We start from the raw sequence: 12029 nt of genomic DNA, 5'->3' as shown, positions 1-12029 counted from the left end.
GCCAGGGCGGCCGCACTACGGTGGTCATCGTTCAGGTGCGCCGGTTGCGGCTACTTCTCCTGTCAAGAGAGCGACGCGGGTTCGAATCCCGCCGCCGGCCCCGGCCGGTGTCGTCCAGCGGCCCAGGACGCTACGTCGCCGCCGCCGATTTTGATCTCTGAACGCCGAGACGCGAGCCGCCCACCACGGGGGATCCAGGTGGGCGGCTCGGTCATGTCCGGTGAAATAGGGCAAAGCGTCAGAAGCTGCCGATGATCAACCAGGCGGCGATCCCGAGCACCGTCAGATATCCACCGATGGACAGCGTCTTCCCGAGCCCCTCACGGCCGGCGTTCTCGATCCACTGACCGATGATGCCGACCAGCGGCGCGCCGAAGACGATCAGGAGTATGCCGATCAAGAAGTCCATGGTCCGCCGCCCCTGGTTGAGATCGCTCCCCAGCGATCGAGGGGCCTGATCGTAGATCTCGGGCTCATCCCGGGGAAGCCCCTCGGCCTGCCTGTACGAGCCGAGCGGCGACCACTCCGTCACCGCAGGTCCGACACCATGGCGCACGGCCTCCTACGGCGCCGCCGACCGCGACTGCTCGAAGGGGTGATCACGTCGGCGTAGGCCGCGCGCAGGGCGGCGCCGGCGGCGTGGTCGACCGTAGCCGCCGCCGTCACGTAGCTCTGGACTGGCGGTGTCACAAGATCGGCTCCTGAGTGGTCTCAGCAGGTAAATCGGGACGCCGGCTGGTGAGTGCCGGCCTGTCCCGCTCAAAACGACGCCTGCGTCCGTCGCAGACGGAGCGGAGGGAGAAGGACTTCGTGAAGTTCCGTAGGAAAATCGCCGCGGTTACTGCCACTACCGTCATCGCAGGAGCCCTTGCCATCGGCGCCGCTGGGACCGCTTCTGCGGCTTCGGGGACGCTTGCCAAGTACAAGACGTTGCAGGAATGCCAGGAGATGAGGGCCCAGGCGGCGGCCGCATACCAGACCCTCGACTGGTGGTGCGAGGCAGTGGTGCCTGCCGCGTGGGCCCTGAAGTGGGAGACCAAGTAAGTTTGTACAGGCTAGCCCTGTTCCGGGCTCCTGGTTACTTTTTGCGTACTTTCTCTGGTTGTCGATGTTGCGCGCCATACCGGTAGTAGCAGGAAAGTGACCTTGCCCGCGGATGCTCCGGAATTCGTTCGATCAGGCAGCGCTTGAGTGGCGAAGTCGGCGTTCAGTTCCACAAGCAGGCGAACCGGCTCCTCGTGGATCTACGTCTGGAGATCCACGAGGGTGTGCCGTGTTCGGCGGAGGACCGGGAAACGGATGCAGGCCTCTCTGAACCAGCGATAGCCCGGGCGAGCGGGCGGGAGGGAAGATCGTGATTCTCCCGGCTCGCCTCGGGGCCAGGAACTACTGTCGCGAGCATGGTCGAACACGATGCCCTCGGCGCCACCCGCGAGGCTTACGACGCTGCTGCCCCCACCTATGTGCAGTTGTTCCGCGACACGCTGCGTGACAGGCCGCTGGACCGTGCGATCTTGGGTGCCTTCGCCGAGGTCGTCCGTGCGAGTGGGGACGGCCGGGTCGCGGACCTGGGGTGCGGTCCTGGCCATATCACTGCTTATCTTGATGAGTTGGGGCTGGCGGCGTTTGGTGTCGATGCCTCTCCTGCGATGATCGAGTTGGCTCGAGAGGCCTATCCGGGCCTGCGGTTCGACGTGGGCTCGATGGCCGCGTTGAACATCGCTGACGGCGAGCTGGGCGGCGTACTCTCCCGTTGGTCCATCATTCACACTCCGCCGCAGGAACTCCCCGTCATCCTGGCGGAGTTCCATCGTGTGCTGGCACCTGGCGGCCACCTTCTGGTCGGCTTTTCGGCAAGCGATGATCCGACTCATCCGACGCAGGTCTTCGATCACACAGTCGCGCCGGCCTATCGGTGGTGGCCTGATCACCTCGCCGCGATGCTGCGTAAGTCCGGGTTGGCCGAGGTGGCCCGGATGGTTCGCGAGCCTCAGCCCACCGACCGAAGGCAGTTCCAGGAGATTCAACTGCTCGCCCGCAAAGCGTAGGCAGGGGCTGCCCGATCGAATGGATCGCAGAGCCGCGAACAGCTCGTTCCATCGCTCGTCCGGCATCTGCCGGGGACGGCGAATCACCCGCAGCCACCCACCCCCCGACGCAGCAGGCGAATCGCCTGGATGCTCGGGTCAGTGCGAGGTGGGGCCGGGCCAGACGGCCGAGGCGTCGTCGCGGTGGGGGTCGGGCAGCCGAACGGGGCGGACGGGGACGGTACGTTCGCGGCCTTCGGTGACGGCCGTCCACCGGGCGGGATGGCCGGAGTAGCACAGGGTGGTCAGGGCGAAGACGCCGTCGGCGTAGACCTCGACGTACTCGCCGATGGTGAGGATGCGCAGGGCGGCGGCGGGTTCGGTCAGGGTGGTCTCGCCGAGCCGGGTCCCGTCGGGGCCGGTGACCCAGAGGTTCTTGCCGTCGCAGCCCACGGCGAGGGCGGGGCGGTCGCCGCCCGGGCCGTCGGTGCGCAGGGTGATCTCGACGGGTCCGGATATGTCGAGGTCGCCGACCGCGTGCAGGGTGGGGTGGTCCGTCTCCTCGCCGAGCCAGCGGTCCAGGCCGGGCCACCATTCGAGGCGGGGGGCCGAATCGGCGGGCGTGACAAGGGACTTGGGCTGGGCGAGCATGCCGCGGCAGCGGTCGCCGGTGTCGGTGAGGTCGACCTGGCGGGGGGTGGTGTGCAGGACGACGCGGGAGCCGTCGGGTGCGGCGATGACGCGCGGGGCGTAGGAGCCGGTCGGGCCGAGGGGGCCGCGCCGGGTCCAGGGGCCCCGCAGGCTCGGGGCGGTCCATGACTCGAAGCCGCGGGTGGCGCCGATGGAGCCGAGCAGCAGCCAGGTCCCGTCGTCGAGGCGTTCGAGGACCGGGCACTCCAACTCGTCGACGTCGCCGGGTGAGATGAGCGGCGGGTGGACCGTCCAGTGCTCCAGGTCGTCGGAGGTGGCCAGCGCCACGCAGCCGCTGACCTCCACCGGGAGGGAGGCGTCGCTGGCGCAGACGACCATGACCCAGCCGTCCGACTCGTCGTCCGGTACGACGAAGGGATCGCGCCAGCCCATGTGCTCGCCGGTGCGGTACCAGCGCGGGTCGGCTTCGACGACCGGCCCGGTGCCGTGGCGTCGCCAGCCCGTGCCGTCGGTGCGCTCCGAGTGGGCGAGGCCGACGGATTGGAGCGGCCAGCCGCCCGGTGTGAGGCCGGACACACCGGTGTAGAACATCGCCATTCCGTCGCCGTGCCGGAGGGGGTGCATGGTCCACACCGCCTGCTGGTCGAAGCGGCCGGGCAGGCCGTTGCCGAAGGCGGTGCCCTGGGGCTGCCAGTGGACCAGGTCGGTGGAGGTGGCCCGGCCGTAGGAGGTCTCCATCCGCAGATGGTCGAACTCCGGTGTCCAGGGGCCCTGCAGGTGCAGCACCGCGTAAGTGTCGTCCTCGTCACGCAGGAGGGCGAAGTCGTTCACGCAGAGGCCGGGCGGGGCGTATCGCATGCACAGTTCCTGTCGGCTCACAGCGCCCAAACGCGTGCGCTGATCATTGATTACAGCAAGCTCTGTTGAGAATCGGCCCAAGTAAATATGAACGCAAACGCTTGCGCAACAGCGGGCGCCGGTTTACGGTCACGTCACCCACAGATCACACCGATGTGAAACCGACGGGAGAAATGTGCTGTGACGGTCAGCATCACCGATGTCGCCCGCGCCGCCGGAGTCTCGGCATCCACCGTGTCCCGCGCACTGCGTGGCCGGCCGGGCGTGTCCGACGAGGTGCGCACACAGATCACGGCCGTCGCCGCCGAGCTGGGCTACACCGCGTCACGTTCGGCCTCCAGCCTGGCCAGCGGCCGCACCTTCACCATCGGGGTCGTCGTCCCGTACGTCGGCCGCTGGTTCTTCGGCACGGTGCTGGACGCCGCCGAGAAGGAGTTCAGCGCCGCCGGGTACGACGTCCTGCTGTACAACCTGGGATCGCCGGAGACACGCAAGCGCTTCTTCACCAAACTGCCCGTCCGCAAGCGGGTGGACGCCGTGCTGTCGCTGCTGATCCCCGACGGAGAGGAGTCCGCCGCGCTGCGCTCGCTGGGGGTTCCGCTGGCCAGCACCGTCGGCGGTGCCCGGCCCGGTTTCACCGTGGTCGGCATCGACGACCGGGTCGGCGCGGAAAGTGCCGTACGGCACCTGGTCAACCTCGGCCACCGACGGATCGGGATGATCAGCGGGACCAGCGGGCCACTGCACTGGACCACTCCGCTCGAGCGGCGTCAGGCGTACCTGGACGTCCTGGCCGAGGCCGGGATAGAGCACGACTCGGCCCTGGAGGCGGACGGCGACTACACCGTCGAGGGCGGTGAGCGGGCCATGACCGAGCTGCTGGCCGCCGCGCGCCCGCCGACCGCGGTGTTCGCGCAGTCCGACGAGATGGCGATGGGCGCGCTGCGCGCCCTGCGCCGCCACCGGCTGAGGGTGCCCGACGACGTGTCCGTCATCGGTTTCGACGACCACGAACTCGCCGATGTGGTCGGGCTGACCACCGTCGCCCAGCCGGTCGCCGGTCAGGGCGCCGAGGCCGCCCGGCTGCTGCTGCGGCAGCTGGACGAGCCGGACGCCGAACCGCGCGGACATGTGCGGATGCCCATCCGCGTCGTCCTGCGTGAGACCACCGCCCCGCCGCGCCCGCGCGGCCCGCAGTAACCCCAACCCCTTGAACCCCACACCCCCACGCCGTCCCAGTACGTCCGCACTTCACACCCTCGTCACAGCAATGAACGCACGGAGGCACAGACCGATGAGCTCGAGAAACAGCAGGTTCCGCCGCACCTCTTGTACGGGCCTCGCCCTCGCTCTGCCCCTGGCGGCGTTGGCCGCCTGTGGCGGGGGCGGCAGCACGAACTCCTCCGCGGAGGCCGGCAGCGGCAAGGGCACCATCAGTGTCTGGGCGCACCAGGGTCAGAAGAGCGAGGCCGCCGCGCTGCAGGCCGCGGTGAAGTCGTTCAACTCCTCTCAGAGCAAGGTCAAGGCCGAGCTGAAGCTGATTCCCGAGAGCGACTACACCAAGACCATCACCACCACGGACGCCTCCCAGCTGCCGGACGTGATGGAGTTCGACGGCCCGACGATGGCGAACTTCGTCTACAACAAGAAGCTCGCCGCGATCGACTCCTACGTCTCCGTCAAGACCCTCGCCAACGCCACCGCCGCAAGCAAGGCACAGGGCGAGATCGGCGGCAAGCACTACGGCCTGGGCATGTTCGACTCCGGGCTCGGCATGTACGGCAACAAGAAGCTGCTGGACGAGGCCGGGGTGAAGTACCCGAAGAGCCTGTCCGACGGCTGGACGGCGGACCAGTTCACCGCCGCGCTCAAGGCGCTCAAGGCCAAGGACTCCGACGGCAAGACCCTCGACCTCCAGGAAAGCGTCGGCTACGCCAAGGAATGGGGCACCTACGGCTTCGCCCCGATCGTCTGGTCGGCCGGCGGCTCGCTCATCAAGGGCGGCAAGGCGGAGGGTGCCCTCGACACCCCCGCTGTGGTCTCCGCCATGAAGACCTTCCAGTCCTGGAAGACGTACGTCGACCCCAACACCGACGGCAACGCCTTCGCCAAGGGCCGCGTCGCCCTGAGCTGGGTCGGCCACTGGATGTACCCCACCTACAGCGAGGCCCTCGGCGACGACCTCGTCGTGCTGCCGCTGCCCGACTTCGGCAACGGCCCCAAGACCGGTCAGGGCTCATGGGCCTGGGGCATCGGCGCCGACACGAAGAACGCCAAGGCGGCGGGCGCGTTCATGGACTACCTCCTCGACGACACCAACGTCACCGCCATGACGACGGCCAACGGCGCCGTGCCCGCCACCGAGACCGCCCTGGCCAAGAGCCCCCTGTACAAGCAGGGCGGCCCGCTCCAGCTCTTCGCCGACCAGCTGGCCCAGCCCTGCGGCGACAGCGACATCGCCAAGTCCTGCGTCGCCGTCACCCGCCCGGTGACCGCCGGATACCCCGTCATCACCTCGAAGTTCAGCGAAGCCCTCAGCGGCATCTATGGCGGCGCCGACCCGAAGAGCGCCCTGGAGAAGGCCGCCCGCGCCATCGACCAGGACTTCTCCGACAACGCCGGCTACGAGATCCCGTAGGACCCATCGGCAGGGGCGGGCTCGCGCGAGCGGCGCCCGCCCCCGGCCGGGAACAGGACCCACCCGTGAAATCCGTCGAAACCGCGCACGCCGCGCCCCCCGACCCGGAACAGGCCCCGCCCGTGACACATATGAAGCCCGCGAGGCCGGCGCGAACGGTGCGAAAGAACCGCGACTGGGTGCACGGACTGCTGATGTCCACCCCGGCCGTCGTTGGACTCATCGCCTTCGTCGGCATCCCGTTCGGCTATGCAGTCGTCCTCTCCTTCTACAACGTGCGTCTCGGCTCCCCGCTGGAGCCGTCCTTCTTCGGCCTGGAGCAGTACCGGCGCCTGTTCACCGACCCGGACCTGTCCGGCCCGTTCCTGCGGGCCCTGCTCAACAACCTGACCTTCGCCGTGGTCGTCGTACCCCTGCAGACCGGCCTCGCGCTCGGGCTGGCGATCCTGCTCAACCGCAAGCTCAAGGCCATCGGCCTGTTCCGGTCCTTCTTCTTCATGCCGGTCGTCTTCCCCATGGCGCTGGTCGCCGTGATCTGGCGGCTCATCCTCAGCCGCAGCGACCAGGGCATGCTCAACTCGGCCCTGAACGCGGTGAGCTTCGGCAACTGGGGCGCCTTCGACTGGCTCGGCGACGGTGTCACCGCCATGGCCTCGATCATCGTGCTGTCCGTCTGGCAGGGCGTCGGCTTCCAGATGGTCATCCTGCTGGCCGGCCTCCAGGGGATCTCCGGTGAGCTCTACGAAGCCGCCGAACTCGACCGCGCCTCCCGCTGGCAGCAGTTCCGCCACGTCACCCTGCCCGGCATCCGCGACACCCTCGTCTTCGTCGTGATGCTCACCTCGGTGCTCTCCTTCCGGGTCTTCGACCAGGTCTACGTCCTCATCCGCGGCGGTGGACTCGACGAGGACGCCACCCGCACCGTGATGTACCAGGCCGTCACCACCGCCTTCGACCAGAACAACATCGGCCAGGCATCCGCGATCACCGTCGTCTTCTTCCTGATCGTCGTCGCCCTGACCCTCATCCAGCGCCGCGTCGTCCGGCCCGAGAACACCTGAAACGGGGCCTGACACATGACCCGCACCCCGCTGCGCCGCTTCCTCGACTACGCCGTACTCAGCGTCCTGGCATTCATCTTCGTGCTGCCCGTCCTCTATCTGCTCATGGGCAGCCTCAAGCCCTCCGACGAAGTCCTCAACGGCCTCTCCGGCTTCCTCCCCACCCACCTGTCCTTCGACAACTACTCCGCCGTCCTGGACAGTCTCAACTCCGACAGCACCGGCTACTTCTGGCGCTTCATGGGCGTCTCGATTCTGCTGGCCGTCGTGGTCGTCACGGGTGGCCTGTTCGTCAACTCCATGGCGGCGTACGGCCTGTCACGGCTGAAGTGGCGCGGCAGGGAGGCGGTCTTCACCCTCGTCCTGCTCCTGATGCTGGTCCCGTTCGAGTCCGTGGCCGTCCCGCTCTTCTACATGTTCAACGGCCAGCGCAACACGCTCTTCATCCAGGCGATCCCCTTCATCGCCAACGCCTTCTCGGTCTACCAGTTCCACACGTTCTTCCGCTCGATCCCGCCCAGCATCGAGGAAGCCGCCCGGATCGACGGCGCCGGACCGTGGCGCACCTTCTTCGCCATCATCGTCCCGATGAGCAAGCCCGCGTTCGCCTCCGTCGCGATCCTCACCTTCCTCACCCAGTGGGGCTCGTTCCTGTGGCCGGTGCTGATGGTCTCCGACCCGGCGGTACGTCCGCTGCCGCTGGAAATGAGCGTCTTCCAGGGCCAACTGCCCCCCGACTGGGGTCAGATCCTCGCCTTCGGTGTACTCCTCGTCCTGCCCGTCCTCGTGGTCTTCGCGTTCTTCCAGCGCTGGTTCGTCCAGGGAGTAGCCAGCTCCGCCGTCAAGGGCTGAGCAGCCGCTCGGTCCCTCAGCCCCCCGGCCCCGTCCGCCGCAGCACCCGCAGCGAGTCCGTCGCCGAGATCTCCGTGAACGCGCCGGAGGCCAGCGCGCGGAGGTAGACGCGGTACGGGGCCTGGCCGGTGAATTCGTCGGCGGGGTTCGGGAAGACGTCGTGGATCACGAGGAGGCCGCCTTCGGCGACGTGGGGCGCCCAGCCCTCGTAGTCGCCGTTCGCGTGCTCGTCGGTGTGGCCGCCGTCGATGAAGACGAAACCGAGGGGGCTCTGCCAGAAGGCGGCGATCTGCGGGGAGCGGCCGACGACCGCGACCACGTGGTCCTCCAGGCCTGCCCGGTGGAGGGTGCGGCGGAAGGTGGGGAGGGTGTCCATGCGGCCGAGTTCGGGGTCGACGGTGGACGGGTCGTGGTAGTCCCAGCCGGGCTGCTGCTCCTCGCTGCCCCGGTGGTGGTCGACCGTGATCGCGGTCACCCCGGCCGCGCGCGCCGCGTCCGCGAGCAGGATCGTGGAGCGGCCGCAGTACGTGCCGACCTCCAGGAGGGGCAGTCCGAGTCGGCCCGCGTCGACCGCCGCCTCGTACAGCGCGAGTCCCTCGCCGAGCGGCATGAACCCCTTGGCGGCCTCGAAGGCGGCGAGGATCTCCGGCTTGGGTGTCGCGGGCATGGGTCCTCCAGGTCGTGCGGGTGACAGTTCGTACAGGCGAGGGGGGCGCCCCATGATGCACGACACCCCCGGCGCGGGGGCGACGGGGGTGTGCTGCGCGAGAGAGGGGGCTGTTACGCCCGTACGGTCTCGCTCGGCAGCGGCAGGTCCACGTCCACCGGACGGTCGTCGCCGGTGTGTGTCGCCGAGGAGGCGAGCGGGTCGTGGCCGGTGGCCTTGGCGGCGAGGACGTACGCGCCCTCGGCGGGGACGGCGAGCGCGTAGCTGCCGTCCGTCGCGGAGAGGGTGGCGCCGGCCTGGCGGCCGCGTCGGTCGATCAGGGTGACCTTGGCGCGGGCGACCGGGTCGCCGTCGGCGTCCAGGACCCGGCCGCGGAAACCTCCGCCGAGGATCTCGTGGGCGCGCTCCAGGGCGGCGTCCTCCTCGCTGCTGGCGCGCAGCTGCGGCTTGGCCGCCCGGCGGCGGCCCGGCAGGAGCAGGGCGAAGAGCAGGCCGACCAGGACCGCGCCGGCGGCGATCAGGAAGGAGACCCGGAAGCCGTGCATGGTCGGGATCGCGACGCCGCCGACGTCATTGGCCGTGTTGGCGAGCACCATGCCGATGACCGCGCTCGACACCGACGTACCGATGGAACGCATCAGGCTGTTGAGGCCGTTGGCCGCGCCCGTCTCCGACGCGGGGACGGAGCCGACGATCAGGGCGGGGAGCGAGGAGTACGCGAGGCCGATACCCGCGCCCAGGACGACCGCGATCACGATGGTCTGCCAGGCGGCGTTCATCAGGCCGAGGCCGGCGCCGTAGCCGATCGCGATGATCAGCATGCCGATGATCAGCGTGACCTTGGGGCCGTACTTGGCGGAGATGCGGGCGTAGATCGGGGCGGTGAACATCATCGTCAGGCCGAGCGGCGCCACGCACAGGCCCGCGACCACCATCGACTGGCCGAGGCCGTAGCCGGTGGCCGTCGGCAGCTGGAGCAGCTGGGGCAGGACGAGCGAGACGGCGTAGAAGGCGACACCGACCATGATCGAGGCGAGGTTGGTGAAGAGCACCGAGCGGCGGGCCGTGGTGCGCAGGTCCACCAGCGGGGCCTTGACGCGCAGCTCCATCACGCCCCACAGGACGAGGACGGCGAGCGCCGCTCCGAACAGGCCGAGCGTGGTGCCCGAGGTCCAGCCCCAGTCGCTGCCCTTGGTGATCGGCAGCAAAAAGAGGACGAGGCCCGCGGAGAGGCCTATCGCGCCCAGGACGTCGAAGGTGCCCTCGGCGCGCATCGGGGATTCCGGTACGGCGACCAGGGTCAGGACGATCGAGGCGACGCCGAGTCCGGCGGCGAGGAAGAACAGGGCGTGCCAGTCGGCGTGCTGCGCGACCAGGGCCGCGACGGGCAGCGCAAGTCCGCCGCCGACGCCGATCGAGGAGCTCATCAGGGCCATCGCCGAGGGGAGCTTCTCGCGGGGCAGCATGTCGCGCATCAGGCCGATGCCGAGCGGGATGGCGCCCATGGCGAAGCCCTGCAGGGCACGGCCGCCGATCATCACGAGCAGTTCACTCGTGAATCCGGCGATCAGCGAGCCGACGACCATGACGGACAGGCTCAGCAGCAGCATGCGCCGCTTGCCGTAGAGGTCGCCGAGGCGGCCCATGATCGGTGTCGCCACGGCTCCCGCGAGCAGTGTCGAGGTCATCACCCAGGTGGCGTTGCTGGGCGCGGTGCCCAGCAGCTCCGGCAGGTCCTTGATGACAGGGACGAGCAGGGTCTGCATCACCGCGACAACGATGCCCGCGAAGGCCAGCACCGGCACGATCGCGCCGCTGGGCCTCCGGATGGGCTGGTCGTTCGTCGTGTGCGTCATTGAGTAAGGCCTCCAGGCCGGACGAAGAAGAGGGAGAAGGGTGATCCGTGCGGGATACGTGTAATCAGAACCCGGTGCGCCTGGGCAACTATTCCGATGCTTCGGCGAACTAACAAAAACTTGACCCTCCCATGGGTATCTGACCTACCGTCAAAGTAGAACGTGTTCTAATCTGCCGTCATCCGAGGCCGGGAGGACACGATGAAGGCGTACGTCGTCGGGGTCGGCATGACGAAGTTCGAGAAGCCGGAGACCCGGGAGTGGCAGTACTGGGACATGGCGAAGGAGGCGGGCGCGGGCGCCCTCGCCGACGCCGGGATCGGGTACGAGCGCGTGCAGCAGGTGCCCGTCGGCTACTGCTTCCAGGCCTCCACCGCCGGCCAGCGCGCCGCCTACGAACTGGGCCTGACCGGCGTGCCCGTCTACAACGTGAACAACAACTGCGCGACCGGCGCGAGTGCCCTGATGCTGGCGCGGCAGTTCGTCGAGGGCGGGGGATCGGACTGCGTCCTGGCCCTGGGCTTCGAGAAGATGAAGAAGGGGGCGCTGGGCGGCGGAGCCGACGGCGGGGACTTCGCGACATCCCCGGTGGCCCGCCATTACGCCGTCATGGCCGCGCGGCACGGCTTCGAGATGTCCCCGCCCACCGCGCAGATCTTCGGCGCCGCGGCGCGCGAGCACATGGAGAAGTACGGGACCACCGAGGCGCAGCTCGCCGCCGTCGGCGCCAAGAACCACCGGCACTCGGCGAACAACCCGTACGCCCAGTTCCAGGACGTGTACGAGGTCGACGACATTCTCGCCGCCCGGGTCGTGCACCGGCCGCTGACGAAACTCCAGTGCTCACCCACCTCGGACGGGGCCGCCGCCGCGGTCGTCGTGTCCGAACGGTTCGTCGAACGGCACGGGCTGGGGGAGCGGGCCGTGGAGATCGTCGCGCAGGCGATGACCACGGACACGGAGGAGTCGTTCGCGTCCGGCTCGTGCATCGACGTCGTCGGCCGGCCGATGTCGCGCGAGGCCGCGCGCCAGGTGTACGAGCGGTCCGGACTCGGCATCGACGACGTGGACGTCGTAGAACTGCACGACTGCTTCTCCATCAACGAGCTGCTGACCTACGAGGCCCTCGGGATGTGCGAGGAGGGCGGGTCCGGCGAGCTCGTCGAGTCGGGGGCCACGACGTACGGCGGACGGTGGGTGGTGAACCCGTCCGGCGGGCTGATCTCCAAGGGGCATCCACTGGGGGCGACCGGGATCGCCCAAGTGGCCGAGCTGGTATGGCAGTTGAGGGGAGAGGCGGGCGGCCGGCAAGTGGCGGGTGCGCGGGTCGGGCTGGCCCACAACATCGGGCTGGGCGGGGCGGCGGTGGTGACGATGGTGCGGGTGTAGGTCTTCCGGCGCAGGGCGGAATGCGGCGAA

Annotated in this window: 12 protein-coding genes and 1 tRNA gene; 8 read left to right on the top strand and 5 right to left on the bottom strand. The window is 69.1% G+C overall.

The annotated features are described in order from the left end of the window. Positions 1–39: 39 nt before the first annotated feature. Positions 40–100 (top strand) — tRNA-Ser (locus AB0D57_RS27820). A 138-nt stretch (positions 101–238) separates the two neighbouring features. On the opposite strand, the gene AB0D57_RS27815 is transcribed toward AB0D57_RS27820, so the two are convergent. Both AB0D57_RS27815 and AB0D57_RS27810 read right to left on the bottom strand, forming a co-directional pair. Beyond that, the gene (locus AB0D57_RS27815; protein ID WP_362078568.1) at positions 239–409 is read right to left on the bottom strand and encodes a hypothetical protein; all 171 of its coding nucleotides are present in this window, start codon (positions 407–409) and stop codon (positions 239–241) included. 119 nt (positions 410–528) lie between these two features. Continuing rightward, a complete protein-coding gene (locus tag AB0D57_RS27810; protein WP_362078565.1) occupies positions 529–690 on the bottom strand; it encodes a hypothetical protein in 162 nt (53 codons plus the stop codon). A gap of 120 nt (positions 691–810) precedes the next feature. On the opposite strand from AB0D57_RS27810, the gene AB0D57_RS27805 reads away from it, so the two are divergent. Both AB0D57_RS27805 and AB0D57_RS27800 read left to right on the top strand, forming a co-directional pair. Next, entirely contained in the window at positions 811–1044 is a 234-nt protein-coding gene (locus AB0D57_RS27805; protein ID WP_362078562.1) for a hypothetical protein, read from the top strand. 356 nt (positions 1045–1400) lie between these two features. Beyond that, on the top strand, positions 1401–2048 hold the full coding sequence (locus AB0D57_RS27800) for a methyltransferase domain-containing protein (RefSeq protein ID WP_362078559.1): 648 nt from the start codon (positions 1401–1403) through the stop codon (positions 2046–2048). Positions 2049–2186: 138 nt separating this feature from the next. On the opposite strand, the gene AB0D57_RS27795 is transcribed toward AB0D57_RS27800, so the two are convergent. Continuing rightward, complete coding sequence (locus AB0D57_RS27795; RefSeq protein WP_362078556.1) at positions 2187–3536, bottom strand: mucin-1; 1350 nt, start codon at positions 3534–3536, stop codon at positions 2187–2189. Positions 3537–3716: 180 nt separating this feature from the next. Between AB0D57_RS27795 and AB0D57_RS27790 the strand changes: the two genes are divergently transcribed. The 4 genes from AB0D57_RS27790 to AB0D57_RS27775 all read left to right on the top strand — a co-directional run bounded on the left by AB0D57_RS27790 (position 3717) and on the right by AB0D57_RS27775 (position 8087). Beyond that, positions 3717–4736, top strand: coding sequence for a LacI family DNA-binding transcriptional regulator (locus AB0D57_RS27790; protein WP_362078553.1), 1020 nt, complete (start codon positions 3717–3719; stop codon positions 4734–4736). Positions 4737–4830: 94 nt separating this feature from the next. Further along, on the top strand, positions 4831–6174 hold the full coding sequence (locus AB0D57_RS27785) for a sugar ABC transporter substrate-binding protein (protein ID WP_362078550.1): 1344 nt from the start codon (positions 4831–4833) through the stop codon (positions 6172–6174). Between the two features lie 65 nt (positions 6175–6239). Further along, positions 6240–7235 carry a sugar ABC transporter permease gene (locus AB0D57_RS27780; RefSeq protein ID WP_362078547.1) on the top strand — a complete coding sequence of 332 codons (996 nt, stop codon included), beginning with the start codon at positions 6240–6242 and terminating at the stop codon, positions 7233–7235. Positions 7236–7250: 15 nt separating this feature from the next. Next, the gene (locus tag AB0D57_RS27775; RefSeq protein ID WP_362078544.1) at positions 7251–8087 is read left to right on the top strand and encodes a carbohydrate ABC transporter permease; all 837 of its coding nucleotides are present in this window, start codon (positions 7251–7253) and stop codon (positions 8085–8087) included. A gap of 16 nt (positions 8088–8103) precedes the next feature. On the opposite strand, the gene AB0D57_RS27770 is transcribed toward AB0D57_RS27775, so the two are convergent. Both AB0D57_RS27770 and AB0D57_RS27765 read right to left on the bottom strand, forming a co-directional pair. Beyond that, entirely contained in the window at positions 8104–8754 is a 651-nt protein-coding gene (locus AB0D57_RS27770; protein WP_362078541.1) for a class I SAM-dependent methyltransferase, read from the bottom strand. 113 nt (positions 8755–8867) lie between these two features. After that, positions 8868–10610: an MFS transporter gene (locus AB0D57_RS27765; protein WP_362078538.1), complete on the bottom strand. Its 1743-nt coding sequence runs from the start codon at positions 10608–10610 to the stop codon at positions 8868–8870. Between the two features lie 201 nt (positions 10611–10811). Between AB0D57_RS27765 and AB0D57_RS27760 the strand changes: the two genes are divergently transcribed. Beyond that, entirely contained in the window at positions 10812–11999 is a 1188-nt protein-coding gene (locus tag AB0D57_RS27760) for a lipid-transfer protein (RefSeq protein WP_362078535.1), read from the top strand. Positions 12000–12029 lie beyond the last annotated feature (30 nt).

The organism is Streptomyces sp. NPDC048275, from assembly GCF_040652275.1.
In the GTDB taxonomy this organism is placed as follows: domain Bacteria; phylum Actinomycetota; class Actinomycetes; order Streptomycetales; family Streptomycetaceae; genus Streptomyces.
The sequence above is the reverse complement of the archived record's forward strand: the minus strand, read 5'-3'. Positions and strand labels throughout refer to the sequence as shown.